Here is a 17,017-nt window from a genome sequence, read left to right as displayed (position 1 = left end):
TCGGTGATCGAAAACAGACCCGATACGCTGGCTTGAGTGATGGCAGCGACACATCGACAATCCAGGTGATCGTCACCGTGATCGTCAGCAGACAGGAGTACCCCTCGTGACCGTCGTCGGGCCGTTCGGACTGAGCGTGCGGGACCAGGCTCTTGAGACCGATGTCCAGGCCGGACTGGCCGCCGTCGAGGCGGGTCTGCTGGAGGCCACCAAGAGCGAAGTCCCCTTCATCACCGAGGCCGCACAGCACCTGGTGCGCGCCGGAGGCAAGCGCTTCCGCCCGCTGCTGGTGATGCTCGCTTCGCGGTTCGGTGATCCGTACGCGCCCGGGATCGTGCCGTCGGCCGTGGTGGTGGAGCTGACCCACCTGGCGACGCTCTACCACGACGACGTGATGGACGAGGCGGACGTGCGCCGCGGGGTGGCCAGCGCCAACACCCGCTGGGGCAACTCGGTGGCCGTCCTGACGGGTGACTTCCTGTTCGCCCGCGCCTCGCACATCCTGGCCGACCTCGGCCCCGAGGCCGTGCGCATCCAGGCCGAGGCCTTCGAGCGGCTGGTGACCGGCCAGATCCTGGAGACGGCCGGCCCGCGCGACGGCCGCGACCCGGTCGCCCACTACCTCGACGTCATCGCCGGCAAGACCGGCTCGCTGATCGCCGTGTCCGGCCGCTTCGGCGCGCTGATGGCCGGTGCCGACGAATCGGTCGTCGACATCCTCACCCAGTACGGGGAGCGGCTCGGTACGGCCTTCCAGCTCGCCGACGACGTCCTCGACATCGCCTCCGACGCGCACGAGTCCGGCAAGACCCCGGGCACCGACCTGCGCGAGGGCATCCCCACCCTGCCCGTGCTGCGGCTGCGCGAGGCCGCGGCCCGCGACGGCCGGGAGGAGGACCTGGAGCTCGTACGGCTCCTGGACGGCGACCTGACGGACGACGCCCGGCACGCCGAGGTCCTGACCCGGCTGCGGGCGCACCCCGCCCTGGAACAGGCCCGCCGCGACACCATCCGGTACGCGGAGGACGCCCGGGCCACGCTCGCCCCGCTGCCGGAGTGCTTCGCGAAGTCGGCGCTGGAAGAGCTGTGCGACGCGGTGGTCCACCGCGCGGGCTGAGACGCCCCGAGACGATGGAACGGGCCCTTCCGCCCCGTCGACCCCTACGGGTCGGGGGAGAGGGGCCCCTTCCGTGTCATCCCACGGTCGTACGCGCAGTTGATTCCGGGGACTGACGCCCCCGGGCCCCGGATTTGGTCAGATGGAGTCATCAAACCCCACCAGATCGGGTGAGCGCGGCGACACGGGGGTCGCCGCCGTCGACACAGAGGGCAGGGCACTCACATGGCAGCGAATACGAAGACTTCTCGCAAGGTCGCCCGGTACGCCGTACCGGTCGCGGTGGCAGGTGTGGCCGCGGCGACCGTCGCGATGGTCCCGGCCTTCGCCAATGCCGGCGGACCCGACCTTCCGAAGGTGACGGCGCAGCAGCTGATCGAGAAGGTCGCCGCCTCCGACGTCCAGGAGCTGTCCGGCACGGCCAGGCTCAGCACCGACCTCGGCCTGCCGACGATCGCCACCGGCCTGCTCGGCGGAGGCGGCGTGGCGGGAGGCTCCGCCGACCCGGAGGACAAGGTCGCCCAGCTGGCGAGCGGTACGCACACCTTCCGTGTCGCCGCCGACGGCCCGGACCGCCAGAAGCTCACCTTCCTGGACGGCAAGGACGAGTACAGCCTCATCCACAACGGCGCCGACGTGTGGGGGTACGACTCCAAGTCGAACGAGGTCTTCCACGAGAAGGCCGAGCCGGGCAGGGACGGCGGCAAGGGCGAGGGCAAGGACCACAAGACGGGTGACCGCCTGGCCGCCTCGCCCCAGCAGCTCGCCGAGGACCTCCTGAAGGCAGCCGGTCCGACCACCGACGTCAGCGTCGGCGACACGGCCCAGGTGGCCGGCCGCGACGCCTACCAGCTGGTGCTCAAGCCCAAGCAGAGCGGCTCCACCATCGCCTCGGTCCAGATCGCGGTGGACGCCAGGAACGGCGTGCCGCTGCGCGTGCAGGTGCTGTCCACCCAGGGCGGCAAGCCGATCGTGGACGCGGGCTTCACCAAGGTGGACTTCGCCAAGCCGTCCGCCGACACCTTCGCCTTCACCCCGCCCAAGGGCGCCAAGGTGACCGAGGGCGCGGCCGAGTCGGCCCGAGGGGAGAAGGAGTTCAAGGCGCTGGAGTCCTTCCCGGGGCTGGAGGGCCTGATCGGCGGGGCGAACGGCAAGGGTGACGTGAAGGTCCTCGGCGAGGGCTGGGCCACGATCGCCCGGATCGACTCCGGCCAGGGCAAGGGCCTCAAGGACCTGGAGAACGACAAGAACGCGCCCAAGGAGGCCAAGCAGTTCCTCGACTCCCTCGGGGACAAGGTCTCCGGGAAGTTCGGCGAGGGCCGCGTCTTCTCCACCCGCGTGGTCAACGCGCTGATCACCGACGACGGCAAGGTCTACGTGGGCGCCGTCACGAAGGACGCACTGGTGAAGGCGGCCGACGCCAACAAGTAGTCGCAGGCAGTCAGTCACGAGCAGTCACCCGTAGGAAGACTGTCCGAAGGGTGGGCCGGGGATGTGTCCCGGCCCACCCTTCCGCCGTTCCCCTCCTGCGTACAGCACACCCGCTGTACGGTGGAGGGCATGTCGAGACACGTCACCATCCGCCTGGACGAAGAGTTCCACGAACGCCTGAAGGCGCGCGCGGCGGCACTGGGGACGACGGTCACCGCGCTGATCACCGAGGTCACGGAACGCGAACTCGACGAGGACCGGAAGAACTTCCTGTCCGGCATAGAGGAGTTCGCCGACCACTGGAGCTACTTCCAGGAGCGGTTCGGCAATTGAAGATCACCATGGAGTGGGCCTGGACCGCTCTGGCCCACCATCTCCCGTCCGACCCCGCCGTGTGGGACCCCTCGGGGGTGGCCGCCGCCGTCGCCCGTCACCAGAACGACCTCGTCCTGGTGCCCGAACAGCCCGCCCCGGACACCGCGTGGCGGGCCGCCGCGTTCCTGCACACCCTCGCGGTGTGCCCGGCGCTGGAATCCCCGATGAACGAGTTCTACGCGGCCGCCGCCACCCGCTCGTACCTGCGCGTGGCCGGCGCCGGCCAGCTGCCGTCGCCGGAAGTGCTCGGCGACCTGGTCGAGGCGGCGAAGCTGGGCCGCGCGGACGTCGCCGCCGTGGCCGAGGAACTGCGCGCCCGCATACAGGACCCGCTGCCCGCCTCGCTGCGGGGCGAGGCGGAGGACGCGTAGCACCACCACCCGGCGCCCCGCCGGGGTGCGGGACCCGCACGCGGTCCGCCGTACGCCCGGAGCGCCGAACACCTCGGCCGCCGCCGCTCCCGCACCGTGAGGGGGCGGGGTCCGCGGCGGCGGCCGAGGCCATGGGGGTGATCGGGGCGATCGGCCCGGAGACGGCTCCTGGGAGGCGGTCTCCTAGAAGCTGATCTTCCAGCTGTTGATGTAGCCGACGTCCTGCGCCGCCCCGTCCTTGGCGCGGAGCTGCCAGACCCCGTTCGCGACCTCGCTGGAGGCGTTGACGGTGTACGACTGCACGAGGTTGTCGGCGCTGCCGCCGGAGCGGTTGTGCAGGTTGTAGACCGTGCCGTCCGGGGCGACCAGGTCGACCACCAGGTCACCGCGGTAGGTGTGGACGATGTTCACGTCGACCTTGGTGGTCGCGGGAGCGTTGCCCGCCACGCCGGAGACCGTGATCGGCGAGTTCACCGCGGCGGCGGGGGAGTCCGGGATGTTCACGTCGGCGGTGTTCTCGAAGGACGGGCCCGGCGGGACCGGGGTGGCCGCCCCGAGGTTCCAGATCGCGTAGGCGACGGCGTCCGCGTTGCGGTCCAGCGCGGTGTCGTTGATGTTCGACAGCGAGTCGCAGGAGGAGTGGTAGCAGCGGTCGAAGGCCTGACCGGAGGTGCCGCCCCACTTCTGTGCCTGAGCTGCCGACTTCGTCCGGCTGGCGCCGGTGAACAGGCCGCCGACCGGGATGCCGACGTTCTTGAACGAGGCGTGGTCGGAGCGGCCGTCGCCCTCGGTCTCGATCTCCGTGGGCACGCCGAGGCCCGCGTAGTAGTTCTTGAAGGTCTGCTCGATCGCCGGGTCGTCGTCGTAGACGAAGTAGCCCGGGTTCGGCGAGCCGATCATGTCGAAGTTCAGGTAGCCCGAGAACTTCGCGCGTTCCGCGGCCGGCAGGTTGTTGACGTAGTGCTTCGAGCCGATCAGGCCCAGCTCCTCCGCGCCCCACCAGCCGAAGCGCAGGTGCTTCGTGGGCTGGAGGCCGGCCCGGGAGACCGCGAGGGCCGTCTCCAGCACGGCCGCGCTGCCCGAGCCGTTGTCGTTGATGCCCGCGCCCGAGCTGACCGAGTCCAGGTGCGCGCCCGCCATCAGGACCGAGTTGGGGTCGCCGCCCGGCCAGTCGGCTATCAGGTTGTAGCCGGTGGCGCCGCTGGAGGTGAAGGTCTGCAGGGTGGTGGTGAAGCCCGCCGCGTCCAGCTTGGCCTTCACGTAGTCGATCGAGGCCTTGTAGCCGGGCCGGCCGTGCGCGCGGTTGCCGCCGTTGTTGGCGGCGATGGTGGAGAACTGCGACAGGTGGGCCTTGACGTTGGCCAGCGGAATGTCGGGAGGCGTCGGCGCCGCGGTGACCGCCGTGGGGGCGGCGAGTGCGGCGGGAGTGGCGGTGGCGAACAGGCCGGCGACCGCGAAGGCGGTCACAGCGGCAAGGCGCCGGGAGACGGACAGGCTCATGGGGGGCTCCGGGATTCCGCGGGGATATGACGGAACGTGCGGTGGTGGCGCGAGTGAGCATTCGTGCGTCAGTGCGTCAGTGCGAGCCTGATGGTCAGCGAGAACATGACAATCGGTCAAGACCATAATCCGGTCAGGGCAGTTCGGAAAACGGACGATCCCCGGTGCGGGGGGTCCGCACCGGGGATCGTGGGGGTGGAGCGTGTGCTGTTACGCCGGCTCGCGCGTCGGAGCCGCGACCGCCGCCGGTGCCTTCGCCGCGGCCGCGAGCCGCATCCGCGACCGGCGGTTCGTGCGCAGCGCGTCCCAGGTCAGGAGGGCGAGCGCGGCCCACACCAGCGAGAAGCCGGCCCAGCGCTCGGGGGGCATCGCCTCGTGGAAGTACAGGACGCCGAGGCCGAACTGGAACACCGGGGCCGTGTACTGCAGCAGCCCGAGCGTGGACAGCGGGACCCGGATCGCGGCCGCGCCGAAGAGCACCAGCGGGATCGCGGTGACCACTCCGGTCGAGGCGAGCAGGGCGGAGTGGCCCAGTCCCTCGGTGGCGAAGGTGGAGCGGCCCTGCGTGCCCAGCCACAGCAGGTAACCGAGGGCGGGCAGGAACAGCACGGCGGTCTCGGCCGTCAGTGACTCCAGCCCGCCCATGTCGAGCTTCTTCTTGATCAGCCCGTACGTGGCGAAGGAGAAGGCCAGGACCAGTGAGATCCACGGCGGCCGGCCGTACCCGATCGCGAGCACCAGCACGGCCGCGAAGCTGATGGCGACGGCCGCCCACTGCGCCCGGCGCAGCCGTTCCCCGAGCACCAGCACTCCGATCGCGATGCTGACCAGGGGGTTGATGAAGTAGCCGAGGCTCGCCTCGACGACGTGGCCGTTGTTGACGGCCCAGATGTACAGGCCCCAGTTCACGGTGATCACACAGGCGGCCAGCGTGGTCAGGGCGAGCTTGCGGGGGCGGCGGAGCAGCTCCCGTATCCAGCCCCAGCGGCGCAGCGCGAGCAGCGCCAGGCCGACCACGGCCAGTGACCACACCATGCGGTGGGCGAGGATCTCGACGGGTGCCGAGGGCTTCAGGAGGGGCCAGAAGAGGGGGACCAGCCCCCACAGCCCGTAGGCGCCGAATCCGCTGAGCAGACCCGCGCGCTGATCGTTCTCCGCCTTCACGGGACCTCCTGTACGCATTCCAGCCAACCGTGACGACGGTAGCGCCGCGCGAGCCCGATGTCATGTCCGTCTTACGGAGATACTCATGACATCTCGGCCGGTGGTGCCCGGAGGGGGCCGGAGCCCGCAACGCACGGAGCCCGGATCTCTGGGAGATCCGGGCTCCGTGCGTTTGCGGGGCCGCGTCCGGCGGTGTGCGCCTCCGGCGGGTCGCCGCGCCGGCAGCTCAGCCGACGACGGTCCAGGTGTCGTTGCCGTGCAGGAGGGTGGTGAGGTCGCCCTTGCCGTTGCGGTCGATCGCGGTGTCGAGCTGGTCGGCCATGAGGGTGTCGTAGACGGGCCGTTCGACGTCGCGGAAGACCCCGATGGGCGTGCGGTGGAGCGTGTCCGGGTCGGCGAGGCGGGAGAGGGCGAAGGCGTGGGTGGGGCTGGCGACGCCCGTGTCGTGGACGAGGACGCGCGCCTCGTTCTCCGGGGTCACCGTGACGACCTCCAGGTCGCCGGTCGCGGGGTTGCGCACGACCCCGTTGGCGTCGTCGGCGCCGAAGCGGATGGGACGGCCGTGTTCGAGGCGGATCACCGCTTCCAGGGCCTGGTCCTTGTCCTTGAGCGCTTCGAAGGCCCCGTCGTTGAAGATGTTGCAGTTCTGGTAGATCTCCACCAGGGCGGTGCCCTGGTGGTCCGCGGCCCGGCGCAGCACCTCGGTCAGGTGCTTGCGGTCGGAGTCGACCGTGCGGGCGACGAAGGAGGCCTCGGCGCCGATGGCGAGGGACACCGGGTTGAAGGGGGCGTCCAGGGAGCCCATCGGCGTGGACTTGGTGACCTTGCCGACTTCCGAGGTGGGGGAGTACTGGCCCTTGGTCAGCCCGTAGATCCGGTTGTTGAACAGCAGGATCTTGAGGTTGACGTTGCGGCGCAGCGCGTGGATCAGGTGGTTTCCGCCGATGGACAGGGCGTCACCGTCACCCGTGACGACCCAGACGGACAGGTCGCGGCGCGAGGTGGCCAGCCCGGTGGCGATGGCGGGGGCACGGCCGTGGATGGAGTGCATCCCGTAGGTGTTCATGTAGTACGGGAAGCGGGAGGAGCAGCCGATCCCGGAGACGAAGACGATGTTCTCCTTCGCCAGGCCGAGTTCGGGCATGAACCCCTGGACGGCGGCGAGGACGGCGTAGTCGCCGCAGCCGGGGCACCAGCGGACCTCCTGGTCGGACTTGAAGTCCTTCATCGACTGCTTCGCGTCGGCCTTGGGCACCAGCGACAGCAGGTCGCGGTGGCCGGCGGGAGCGTCCGTCACCTCAGTCATTGATGGCCTCCTCGAGAACCGTGGCGAGCTGCTCGGCCTTGAACGGCATTCCGTTGACCTGGTGGTACGACTGGGCGTCGACCAGGTATTTCGCCCGGATCAAAGTGGCCAGCTGCCCGAGGTTCATCTCCGGTACCACTACCTTGTCGTAACGCCCCAGGACCGCCCCCAGATTCCCCGGGAAGGGGTTCAGGTGGCGCAGGTGCGCCTGGGCGACGGGCCGGCCGGCGGCGCGCACGCGGCGGACCGCGGCGGTGATCGGGCCGTACGTGGAGCCCCAGCCGATGACCAGGGTCCGGGCGCCGTGGGGGTCGTCCACCTCCAGGTCCGGGACCGTGATGTTGTCGATCTTGGCCTGGCGGGTGCGGACCATGAAGTCGTGGTTGGCCGGGTCGTAGGAGATGTTCCCGGTGCCGTCCTGCTTCTCGATGCCGCCGATGCGGTGCTCCAGGCCCGGGGTGCCCGGGACGGCCCAGGGGCGGGCCAGGGTCTGCGGGTCGCGCTTGTAGGGCCAGAAGGCCTCGCTGCCGTCGGGCAGGGTGTGGTTGGGCGCGGTGGCGAACCTGACCTTCAGGTCGGGCAGGTCGGCGACCTCGGGGATCCGCCACGGCTCGGAGCCGTTGGCGAGGTACCCGTCGGAGAGCAGGAACACCGGCGTCCGGTAGGTCAGGGCGATCCGGGCCGCTTCCAGCGCCGCGTCGAAGCAGTCCGCCGGGGTGCGGGGAGCGACGATCGGGACCGGGGCCTCGCCGTTGCGCCCGTACATGGCCTGCAGCAGGTCCGCCTGCTCGGTCTTGGTCGGCAGGCCGGTGGACGGGCCGCCGCGCTGGATGTCCACGATCAGCAGCGGCAGCTCCAGCGACACCGCCAGCCCGATGGTCTCCGACTTCAGCGCCACGCCCGGCCCCGAGGTGGTCGTCACCGCCAGGGCCCCGCCGAACGCCGCGCCCAGCGCCGCGCCGATCCCGGCGATCTCGTCCTCGGCCTGGAAGGTCCGCACGCCGAAGTTCTTGTGCCGGGACAGCTCGTGCAGGATGTCGGAGGCCGGGGTGATCGGGTACGAGCCCAGGTACAGCGGCAGGTCCGCCTGCTGGCCGGCCGCGATCAGGCCGTAGGACAGGGCGAGGTTCCCCGAGATGTTGCGGTAGGTGCCGGTGGGGAAGGCCTGGCTCGCGGGCGCGACCTCGTAGGAGACCGCGAAGTCCTCGGTCGTCTCCCCGAAGTTCCAGCCCGCCCGGAACGCGGCGACGTTCGCCTCCGCGATCTGCGGCTTCTTCGCGAACTTCTGCCGCAGGAAGGCCTCCGTACCCTCCGTCGGCCGGTGGTACATCCACGACAGCAGCCCCAGCGCGAACATGTTCTTGCTGCGCTCGGCCTCCTTGCGGGGCAGCCCGAAGTCCTTCAGGGCCTCGACCGTCAGCGTGGTCAGGGGGACCGGGTGCAGGTTGTAGGCGTCGAGGGAGCCGTCCTCCAGCGGGGAGGTCGCGTACCCGACCTTGGCCATCGGGCGCTTGGTGAACTCATCGGTGTTGACGATGATCTCCGCGCCGCGCGGCACGTCCCCGATGTTCGCCTTCAGCGCCGCCGGATTCATCGCCACCAGCACGTTCGGGGCGTCGCCCGGCGTGAGGATGTCGTGGTCGGCGAAGTGCAGCTGGAACGAGGAGACGCCCGGCAGGGTTCCGGCAGGTGCCCGGATCTCGGCCGGGAAGTTCGGCAGCGTCGACAGGTCGTTGCCGAACGACGCCGTTTCCGACGTGAACCGGTCACCGGTGAGTTGCATACCGTCACCCGAGTCGCCTGCGAATCGGATGATCACACGATCGAGGCGGCGGACTTCCTTGCCGCCGGGGGCCGCCGGAGTGCGCTGTCCGCCGACGGTCGCTCCGTCGGCCCCGTCGGCCTGCTCGGCTGGGCTGCTGACCTGGCTGGTCACTGAACTGGACCTCCTCCGAGGCGTGGTTCCCCAAGACCCACCCTACGTCCGTAGCGATCAGGTCCAAGAGGGCGACCACATTCTGGACCGTCGGACCGCCCCTTGAGACGATCCGACCGGTATGCCATATCTGACAGAGTGTCAGTCGATCACGATCTCAGGTAAGTGAGAACGGCCAGAACACGCCGGTGATCCCCGTCACTGGGCGAGAGGCCGAGCTTCATGAAGATGTTGCTGACGTGCTTCTCCACCGCCCCGTCGCTGACCACCAGCTGCTTGGCCACGGCGGAATTGGTACGGCCTTCGGCCATCAGGCCGAGCACCTCGCGCTCGCGCGGGGTCAGGCCCGCGAGCACGTCCTGCTTCCGGCTGCGGCCGAGCAGCTGGGCCACCACCTCGGGGTCCAGGGCGGTACCGCCCCGGGCCACGCGGACCACGGCGTCCAGGAATTCCCGCACGTCGGCGACCCGGTCCTTGAGCAGGTACCCCACCCCGGTGCTGGAACCGGCGAGGAGTTCGGTGGCGTACTGCTCCTCCACGTACTGCGACAGCACCAGCACGCCTATCCCGGGATGCTCGCGACGCAGCCGTACGGCAGCCCGTACGCCCTCGTCGGTGTGGGTCGGCGGCATCCGCACGTCGGCCACCACCACATCCGGCAGCGCGTCCTCCGCCGCCAGTTCCCCCACCGTCTTGATCAGGGCTTCCGCGTCCCCGACGCCCGCGACGACGTCATGCCCCCGGTCGGTCAGCAACCGGGTCAGGCCCTCGCGCAGCAGCACTGAATCCTCGGCGATGACCACCCGCACCCTGTCTTCCACGATCCAGCAGCTCCCGCGTCCACTCGTTCCCGCATCCCGTTACCCAGCCAAGCATCCCAGCCTCGAGGCCGGATCCAGGCAGAGCCGGGACAACGGGTGGACGTGCGGCGGGAGTTTTCGGGTCCGGGCCGGGCGGGACGGCGGTCACGCACGCCCGTCCCGGCCGGGCGGGACGGCGGTCACGCGCGCCAGGGGAGCTCGGCGGTGACCGTGGTCCCGCCGCCGGCCGGGGAGTCGACGACCAGCAGCCCGTCGACGGCGTCCAGCCGCCCGGTCAGCCCCGCCAGCCCCGTCCCGGCCCCGGCGTCCGCCCCGCCGCGGCCGTCGTCGGCCACCTGGATCAGCAGCCGCTCCCCGGCCTTCCACACGTCCACGGAGGCCGACCGGGCCAGGGCGTGCTTGCTGACGTTCTGCAGCAGCTCCGAGACGGTGAAGTACGCGATCCCCTCGATCGCGGCCGCGGGGCGGGCCGGCAGGTCCACGGACACCCGCACCGGCACCGCGCACCGCGCCGCCACCGACGACAGCGCCGCGTCCAGGCCGCGGTCGGTCAGCACCGCCGGGTGGATCCCCCGGGCCAGGTCGCGCAGCTCCTGGAGGGCGATCTTGACCTCCCCGTGCGCCTCGTCCACCACCCGGGCCGCGGCCCGCGGATCCTCGGTGAGCTTCTCCTTCGCCAGCCCCAGGTCCATGGCGAGGGCGGCGAGGCGGGCCTGGGCCCCGTCGTGCAGGTCCCGCTCGATGCGCCGCAGGTCGGCGGCGGCCGTGTCCACGACCACCCCGCGGCCGGACTCCAGCTCGCTGACGCGGTCGTCCAGGCGCGACGGCCCGAGCAGCCCGCCGACCATCAGCCGGTCGACGCAGGTCAGGGCCCGCAGCACCCACGGGGTGGCGAGGGTGAGGACTGCCCCGACCAGGAAGGTCAGGAGGATCGCGGCGGGCGAGTCGAGGTAGTAGGAGTAGTCGCCGTTCTGGAAGAGCTGCAGGCCGGGCTGGTCGGTGAAGGCGGGGAAGACCCAGAACCAGACCGGGTACAGCAGGAGGCTCCAGCCGGTCGTCCAGAACGTCAGCGCCACGCAGAAGCCGAACACCGCCCACGGGAAGTGGACCACGGAGTACAGCAGGTGCCGCCAGGCGCTCCCGCTCTTGAGCATCGCCCCCATGGCGGCCAGGGCCCCGCCCTTCCGCGCCCGGACCGGCGCGGGGCCGGCGAAGCGCACACCGAGCAGGACCCGTGCCCGGGCCCGCTCCAGCTGCCCGAACCCGCGGCACATCGCGAGCACCCCCGCCAGCACGGGGATCCCGAGGAAGGTCACCAGAAGCCCGGCGCCGACGCTCACGCCGGCCACGGCGAGGGAGAAGTACAGGGTGCTGAGCGGCAGCCCGAGCAGCAGGTACCCCAGCTCCCGCCACGTCCGCCCGGCGACGGGCGCCCGCAGCGCCGCACCGATCCCCGTCCCCGAACCCAAGCCGTCGTCCATGCTCCCGACCCACCCTTCCCGTCTTCTCTCCACACCCCCCACCCTCCCGCCCCCCATGCCGCCGGACCATGCGGCGAGTGGGCCTCTCGACAGGGGGGTTAACCCCCCACCCACACCCGGACGGACTCCAGCCCGGCCGAGCCCGGGCAGCCGGGGGGCAGATCCGGTCCGGCCGGCGTTCGAGGCGCGGGGTCCGGGGCGGCGCCCCGGGAGGCGTCGCCGCGCGGACGCACGAACGGGGCCCCCGCCGACCCGGCCGGGAGCCCCGCTCAAGCACCACCACCCCACCTACCCGCGGCCGCGCCACGGCAGCTCCGCCGTGACCACCGTCCCCGCCCCCTCGGGGGAGTCCAGGACGAACACCCCGTCCACCGCCCCCAACCGCTCCGCGAGCCCCGCCATCCCCGTCCCGCCGGACAACCGCGCACCACCCCGCCCGTCGTCCGAGACCCGGATCAGCAGCCGCGCCCCCGACCGCCACACCTCGACGCCCGCACCCTGCGCCCGCGCGTGCTTGCTCACGTTCTGCAGCAGCTCCGACACCACGAAGTACGCGATCCCCTCGATCGCCTCCGCCGGCCGCGCCGGCAGGTCCACCGACACCTTCACCGGCACCACGCACCGCGCCGCCACCGACGACAGCGCCGCGTCCAGACCGCGGTCGGTCAGCACCGCCGGGTGGATGCCCCGCGCCAGGTCCCGCAGTTCCTGCAGGGCCAGCTTCACTTCCCCGTGCGCCTCGTCGACCATCGCCGCCGCCCCCTCCGGGTCCTCCAGCAGCTTCTCCTTCGCCAGGCCCAGCCCCATCGCCAGCGCCACCAGCCGCGCCTGCGCCCCGTCGTGCAGGTCCCGCTCGATGCGCCGCAGGTCGGCGGCCGCGGTGTCGACCACCACGCCCCGGCCGGACTCCAGCTCGGCGATCCGCCGCTCCAGCTCGTCCGAGGGCGACAGCAGGCCCCGTACCATCGCCCGGTCCGCGTTCGCCAGGCCGCGCACCACGTACGGCAGCACCGGCCACAGCACGAACAGCCCGGTCAGCGCGATACTGAAGGTCAGGACGCCCCACGGCAGCCGGATCAGCTCGTACAGCACGGTCCGCCAGCCGACGGGATCCTTGATGGACGTCCACAGCCAGGGGAAGAACCCCCCGGCCCGCCGTGGACCGGGAATCGGCGTCGGCTCGTCCACCCGTACGCCCAGGAGCGCGCGGGCCCGAGCCCGCTCCAGCCGTCCCAGCTGCCGGGACCCGAAAAGACCGCAAGCGAGCAGCGGAAGACCGATCGCGGTCACCGAAAGACCGCCGGCGGTGGCAACCATGACAACTGTGTAAACGAATCCGACGATCGCCACCGGCAGGTTGGTCAGGAGATGGGCCATCTCCTTCCACGTCGCGGCAGCGAAGACGGCACGCACGGGGGGAGGCTGGTCCCCGTCGGGGATGTCATGGCTCGTGGTCATGCGCCACAGCCTGTCAAGCGCGACGCACTGATGCCATGGGGTGGCCGGGGTGCTGTGAACGGGGGATAACCCCACCCCGTGTGAGGCAGGCCCTAGACTCCCGTGCGTAACAGATCGCCGACAGTGGCCAAGGAGCGAGGAACGGACGTGTCCGACCCAACGGTATCGACCGTAACCGTGCTCGCAGCCGACTATTTCCGGAGCTATTCGGTCGTCGGCCTGCTGGCCGTCCTCGGTGTGCTGTTCGTGGCCGTGGCGTTCGGCGCCGGCCGCCTGCTGCGCCCCGTCGTACCGACCCCCGAGAAGCTGCTGACGTACGAATGCGGTGTGGACCCGGTGGGCGAGGGCTGGGCGCACACCCAGGTCCGCTACTACGTCTACGCCTTCCTCTACGTCATCTTCGCCGTCGACTCGATCTTCCTGTTCCCGTGGGCGACGGTGTTCGCCGCCGCCGGTTACGGCGCCACGACCCTCGTGGAGATGTTCATCTTCCTGGGCTTCCTGGCCGTCGGCCTGCTCTATGCGTACAAGAAGGGCGTCCTCGAATGGACGTGACACCGGCCCGCACACCGGCCGAGCCCCAGCTGCTCCCGGAGCCGAAGCGTCTGGGAGTGCTCTCCCGCCTCGCGCCGGAACCGATGAAGGTGGTCCTGAACTGGGGCCGCCGGTACAGCCTGTGGGTCTTCAACTTCGGCCTCGCCTGCTGCGCGATCGAGTTCATCGCCGCGTCGATGGCCCGCCACGACTTCATCCGCCTCGGCGTCATCCCCTTCGCACCGGGGCCCCGCCAGGCCGACCTCATGATCGTCTCGGGCACCGTCACGGACAAGATGGCGCCCGCGGTGAAGCGGCTCTACGAGCAGATGCCGGAGCCGAAGTACGTCATCTCCTTCGGCGCCTGCTCCAACTGCGGCGGCCCCTACTGGGACTCGTACTCGGTGACGAAGGGCGTGGACCAGATCATCCCGGTCGACGTCTACGTCCCCGGCTGCCCGCCCCGGCCGGAGGCGCTGCTCCAGGGCATCCTCAAGCTCCAGGAGAAGATCGCCCGCGAGTCGCTCGCCGACCGCTACGCGACGGACCCGTCCGTGTCCCAGCTCACCAGCGGCCTGGTCACGCCTCCGCAGGCCCCCGGGAGCGGCGCGTGAACCTCTACGACTCCCTGCCCGACGCGGCGCCGGCGGTCTTCGGCGAAGAGGCCGTGGGCTCGTTCGCGTACGACGTCCTGACGGTGGACGTGCCCGTCGGCTCGTGGATCTCCTCGCTGGAGATCGCCCGGGACAAGCTGGGCTGCACGTACTTCGACTGGCTGAGCGCCGTCGACGAGCCGGGCACCGGCTTCCGGATCTGCGCACACCTGGTCTCGCTGGAGAACCACCGCGTACGCCGGCTGCTGCTCCGTACGACCGTCCCGCACACGGCCCCCGCCCTGCCGTCCGCGGTCGCGGTCTACGCGGGCGCGGAATGGCACGAGCGCGAGACCTTCGAGATGTTCGGGGTGACCTTCACGGACCACCCGAACCTCGTCCCCCTGCTGCTCCCCGAGAACTTCGAGGGGCACCCGCTGCGCAAGGACTTCGTCCTGGCCGCGCGCGTCGCCAAGGCCTGGCCCGGTGCCAAGGAGCCGGGCGAGGCCCACGACCCGGACGCGCCCAAGCGCCGCCAGATGCTTCCGCCGGGCGTCCCGGACCCGAACGACTGGGGGCCGATGAAGGGCCAGCTCCCGCCGGCCCCCGCCCGCCCGGCCCGTACCCCCCGCGCCGCCGGCGCCGCCCGCGAGGGCGCCCCGGCCCGCCGCCCCCGCCCCGCGGCGGAGGGCACGGCCGCCCCGGAGCCGGAGGCCCCGGTGCGGCCGGTGCGTCGTACCCGTTCGGTGTCGGACGGTTCGGCGAGTCAGGCGGGTCCGGGGTCGGACGCCCCTGTTTCGGAGTCGGAGGCCCCGGTGCGGCCGGTGCGTCGTACCCGTTCGGTGTCGGACGGTTCGGCGAGTCAGGCGGGTCCGGTGTCGGACGCCCCTGTTTCGGAGTCGGAGGCCCCGGTGCGGCCGGTGCGTCGTACCCGTTCGGTGTCGGACGGTTCGGCGAGTCAGGCCGGCCCGGGGTCGGAGCCGCCGCAGGCTCCCGCCCGCCCGGCGCCGCGCAGCTCCGACGCCCCCTGGCACGACCCGAAGCCCGCCTTCGATGAGCCCCCGGCGAAGCCGGCCCCCGCGCCCGCGGCGAAGCCCGAGCCCGCGGCCGACGCGCAGCCCGAGCCCCAGCCCGAGCCCGCGGCCGACGCGCAGCCCGAGCCCCAGCCCGAGCCCGCCGCCGACGCGCAGCCCGAGCCCCAGCCCGCGGCCGAACCGCAGGACAAGCCCACGGCGAAGCCCGAGCCCGCGGCGAAGCCCGATCCGGCGCCCGCGCCCGGGCCGAAGACCGCGCCCGAGGCCGAACCCACCCGCGACAACGGAGGCGACGCGTGAACGAGGTCCTCGACGTCGCCCTGCGGCTGCTGATCGTCTTCGCCGTCTTCCTCGTGCTCCCGCTCGTCGTCGGGCAGACCGAGCACAAGGTGATGGCGCACATGCAGGGCCGCCTCGGCCCCATGTACGCCGGCGGATTCCACGGCTGGGCCCAGCTCGTCGCCGACGGCGTGAAGTTCGCGCAGAAGGAAGACATCGTCCCGGCCAATGCCGACCGGCGGATCTTCCAGCTCGCCCCCGCCGTCGCCCTGCTCCCGTACCTCCTCGTCCTCGTCGCCGTCCCCATCGGCCCCGGCGAAGGCGCGGTCGGGCAGGTCATCGACGCCGGCGTGTTCTTCGTCCTCGCCGTCATGGGCGTCGGAGTCCTCGGCTCGCTGATGGCCGGCTGGGCCTCCGCGAACAAGTTCTCGCTGCTCGGAGGCCTGCGCACCGCAGCCCAGCTGCTCGCCTACGAGCTCCCCATGCTCCTCGCCGCGGCCTCCGTGGCCATGGCCGCCGGGACGGTCTCCCTCCCCGGCATCGTGGACGCCTTCCAATGGTGGTGGCTGCCCTGGCAGATCGTGGGCGCGCTCGTCTTCTTCACCGCCGGCCTCGCCGAACTCCAGCGGCCCCCCTTCGACATGCCCGTCGCCGACTCCGAGATCATCTTCGGCGCGTACACCGAGTACACCGGCCTGCGCTTCGCGCTGTTCCTGCTCGCCGAGTACGCCGGCATCGTCGTGCTCTGCGCCCTCACCACCGTCCTGTTCCTCGGCGGCTGGCACGGCCCCCTCGGGGCCGACGGCCTCGGCTGGGTGTGGACCCTCCTCAAGACCGCGGTCCTCGCCTTCCTCGTGATCTGGCTCCGCGTGAGCTACCCGCGGCTGCGCGAGGACCAGCTCCAGAAGCTCGCCTGGACCGTACTCATCCCGCTCGCGCTCGCCCAGATCGCGCTCACCGGCATCGTGAAGGTGGCGATCAACTGATGCCCATCCCCGGATCCGGCCTCGCCAAGGGCCTGGCGGTCACGCTGCGCACGATGACGAAGCGCTCGCACACCGCCCAGTACCCCGAGGTCCAGCCCGAACTCCCGCCCCGCTCCCGCGGGGTCATCGGCCTGTTCGAGGAAAACTGCACGGTCTGCATGCTGTGCGCCCGCGAGTGCCCCGACTGGTGCATCTACATCGACTCCCACAAGGAGACGGTCCCCGCGTCCACCCCCGGTGGCCGCGAGCGCAGCCGCAACGTCCTCGACCGCTTCGCCATCGACTTCTCCCTCTGCATGTACTGCGGCATCTGCATCGAGGTGTGCCCCTTCGACGCCCTCTTCTGGTCGCCGGAGTTCGAGTACGCGGAGACCGACATCCACGAACTGACGCACGAGCGGGACAAGCTCCGCGAGTGGATGTGGACCGTCCCTGCGCCGCCCGCCCTGGATCCGGCCGCCGAGGAGCCCAAGGAAGTCGCCGCCGCCCGCAAGGCGGTGGAGAAGGCCGAAGCCGCCGCAGCCGCCGCCGAGGCCGCCGCCGAGGCCGCCGCGGAGGCCGCCACCGCGGCCGGGACCGGCACGGAGACCGAACCGCCGACCACCGCGACCCCGGAGGCAAACGCGTGACC

The 17,017-nt window shown here is 71.5% G+C and carries 16 protein-coding genes; 9 read left to right on the top strand and 7 right to left on the bottom strand.

The window, feature by feature from the left end:
- The first annotated feature begins 106 nt into the window (after positions 1-106).
- The 4 genes from ACFWUZ_RS23000 (at position 107) to ACFWUZ_RS22985 (ending at position 3,294) form a co-directional block, all read left to right on the top strand.
- The gene (locus ACFWUZ_RS23000) at positions 107-1,117 is read left to right on the top strand and encodes a polyprenyl synthetase family protein (protein ID WP_384375848.1); all 1,011 of its coding nucleotides are present in this window, start codon (positions 107-109) and stop codon (positions 1,115-1,117) included.
- 225 nt (positions 1,118-1,342) lie between these two features.
- On the top strand, positions 1,343-2,548 hold the full coding sequence (locus ACFWUZ_RS22995; RefSeq protein WP_384375845.1) for an outer membrane lipoprotein carrier protein LolA: 1,206 nt from the start codon (positions 1,343-1,345) through the stop codon (positions 2,546-2,548).
- A gap of 129 nt (positions 2,549-2,677) precedes the next feature.
- Complete coding sequence (locus ACFWUZ_RS22990; protein ID WP_229337077.1) at positions 2,678-2,881, top strand: ribbon-helix-helix domain-containing protein; 204 nt, start codon at positions 2,678-2,680, stop codon at positions 2,879-2,881.
- The gene (locus ACFWUZ_RS22985; RefSeq protein WP_384375842.1) at positions 2,878-3,294 is read left to right on the top strand and encodes a hypothetical protein; all 417 of its coding nucleotides are present in this window, start codon (positions 2,878-2,880) and stop codon (positions 3,292-3,294) included. The genes ACFWUZ_RS22990 and ACFWUZ_RS22985 overlap by 4 nt, the downstream gene beginning before the upstream one ends.
- 183 nt (positions 3,295-3,477) lie before the next feature.
- Here the strand turns inward: ACFWUZ_RS22985 and ACFWUZ_RS22980 are convergent, their stop codons facing one another.
- From ACFWUZ_RS22980 to ACFWUZ_RS22950, 7 genes are all read right to left on the bottom strand, one after another.
- Entirely contained in the window at positions 3,478-4,794 is a 1,317-nt protein-coding gene (locus tag ACFWUZ_RS22980; RefSeq protein WP_384375839.1) for a M28 family metallopeptidase, read from the bottom strand.
- A gap of 210 nt (positions 4,795-5,004) precedes the next feature.
- Positions 5,005-5,958, bottom strand: coding sequence for an EamA family transporter RarD (gene rarD / locus ACFWUZ_RS22975; RefSeq protein ID WP_384375836.1), 954 nt, complete (start codon positions 5,956-5,958; stop codon positions 5,005-5,007).
- A gap of 226 nt (positions 5,959-6,184) precedes the next feature.
- Positions 6,185-7,264: a 2-oxoacid:ferredoxin oxidoreductase subunit beta gene (locus ACFWUZ_RS22970; protein ID WP_384375833.1), complete on the bottom strand. Its 1,080-nt coding sequence runs from the start codon at positions 7,262-7,264 to the stop codon at positions 6,185-6,187.
- Complete coding sequence (locus ACFWUZ_RS22965; RefSeq protein WP_384375830.1) at positions 7,257-9,200, bottom strand: 2-oxoacid:acceptor oxidoreductase subunit alpha; 1,944 nt, start codon at positions 9,198-9,200, stop codon at positions 7,257-7,259. The genes ACFWUZ_RS22970 and ACFWUZ_RS22965 overlap by 8 nt, the downstream gene beginning before the upstream one ends.
- Before the next feature lie 149 nt (positions 9,201-9,349).
- On the bottom strand, positions 9,350-10,009 hold the full coding sequence (locus ACFWUZ_RS22960; protein WP_384376189.1) for a LuxR C-terminal-related transcriptional regulator: 660 nt from the start codon (positions 10,007-10,009) through the stop codon (positions 9,350-9,352).
- 191 nt (positions 10,010-10,200) lie between these two features.
- Positions 10,201-11,502: a sensor histidine kinase gene (locus tag ACFWUZ_RS22955; RefSeq protein WP_384375827.1), complete on the bottom strand. Its 1,302-nt coding sequence runs from the start codon at positions 11,500-11,502 to the stop codon at positions 10,201-10,203.
- A 288-nt stretch (positions 11,503-11,790) separates the two neighbouring features.
- Complete coding sequence (locus tag ACFWUZ_RS22950; protein ID WP_384375824.1) at positions 11,791-12,960, bottom strand: sensor histidine kinase; 1,170 nt, start codon at positions 12,958-12,960, stop codon at positions 11,791-11,793.
- Positions 12,961-13,107: 147 nt separating this feature from the next.
- Between ACFWUZ_RS22950 and ACFWUZ_RS22945 the strand changes: the two genes are divergently transcribed.
- From ACFWUZ_RS22945 to ACFWUZ_RS22925, 5 genes are read left to right on the top strand one after another with little or no spacing between them, the layout of a single operon-like run.
- Positions 13,108-13,515 carry an NADH-quinone oxidoreductase subunit A gene (locus tag ACFWUZ_RS22945; protein ID WP_031145989.1) on the top strand — a complete coding sequence of 136 codons (408 nt, stop codon included), beginning with the start codon at positions 13,108-13,110 and terminating at the stop codon, positions 13,513-13,515.
- Positions 13,506-14,108: an NADH-quinone oxidoreductase subunit B gene (locus tag ACFWUZ_RS22940; RefSeq protein ID WP_384375821.1), complete on the top strand. Its 603-nt coding sequence runs from the start codon at positions 13,506-13,508 to the stop codon at positions 14,106-14,108. The genes ACFWUZ_RS22945 and ACFWUZ_RS22940 overlap by 10 nt, the downstream gene beginning before the upstream one ends.
- Complete coding sequence (locus tag ACFWUZ_RS22935; protein WP_384375817.1) at positions 14,105-15,421, top strand: NADH-quinone oxidoreductase subunit C; 1,317 nt, start codon at positions 14,105-14,107, stop codon at positions 15,419-15,421. The genes ACFWUZ_RS22940 and ACFWUZ_RS22935 overlap by 4 nt, the downstream gene beginning before the upstream one ends.
- The gene (locus ACFWUZ_RS22930; protein WP_384375814.1) at positions 15,418-16,386 is read left to right on the top strand and encodes an NADH-quinone oxidoreductase subunit H; all 969 of its coding nucleotides are present in this window, start codon (positions 15,418-15,420) and stop codon (positions 16,384-16,386) included. The genes ACFWUZ_RS22935 and ACFWUZ_RS22930 overlap by 4 nt, the downstream gene beginning before the upstream one ends.
- Positions 16,383-17,015 (top strand): NuoI/complex I 23 kDa subunit family protein, encoded by a 633-nt coding sequence (locus ACFWUZ_RS22925; RefSeq protein WP_384376186.1) that lies wholly within the window; start codon positions 16,383-16,385, stop codon positions 17,013-17,015. The genes ACFWUZ_RS22930 and ACFWUZ_RS22925 overlap by 4 nt, the downstream gene beginning before the upstream one ends.
- Positions 17,016-17,017: the final 2 nt, after the last annotated feature.

Origin of the sequence: Streptomyces sp. NPDC058646, assembly GCF_042716875.1 — a bacterium.
In the GTDB taxonomy this organism is placed as follows: Bacteria; Actinomycetota; Actinomycetes; order Streptomycetales; family Streptomycetaceae; genus Streptomyces.
This window is presented reverse-complemented; position numbering and strand designations above follow the sequence as displayed.

What these genes read in the sequence shown, in the direction of transcription:
- ACFWUZ_RS22990 (WP_229337077.1), top strand. Translation starts at nt 2,678, where the DNA reads ATGTCGAGACACGTCACCATCCGCCTGGACGAAGAGTTCCACGAACGC.
- ACFWUZ_RS22995 (WP_384375845.1), top strand. Translation starts at nt 1,343, where the DNA reads ATGGCAGCGAATACGAAGACTTCTCGCAAGGTCGCCCGGTACGCCGTA.
- ACFWUZ_RS22970 (WP_384375833.1), bottom strand. Translation starts at nt 7,264, where the DNA reads ATGACTGAGGTGACGGACGCTCCCGCCGGCCACCGCGACCTGCTGTCG.
- ACFWUZ_RS22950 (WP_384375824.1), bottom strand. Translation starts at nt 12,960, where the DNA reads ATGACCACGAGCCATGACATCCCCGACGGGGACCAGCCTCCCCCCGTG.
- ACFWUZ_RS22955 (WP_384375827.1), bottom strand. Translation starts at nt 11,502, where the DNA reads ATGGACGACGGCTTGGGTTCGGGGACGGGGATCGGTGCGGCGCTGCGG.
- ACFWUZ_RS22940 (WP_384375821.1), top strand. Translation starts at nt 13,506, where the DNA reads ATGGACGTGACACCGGCCCGCACACCGGCCGAGCCCCAGCTGCTCCCG.
- ACFWUZ_RS22980 (WP_384375839.1), bottom strand. Translation starts at nt 4,794, where the DNA reads ATGAGCCTGTCCGTCTCCCGGCGCCTTGCCGCTGTGACCGCCTTCGCG.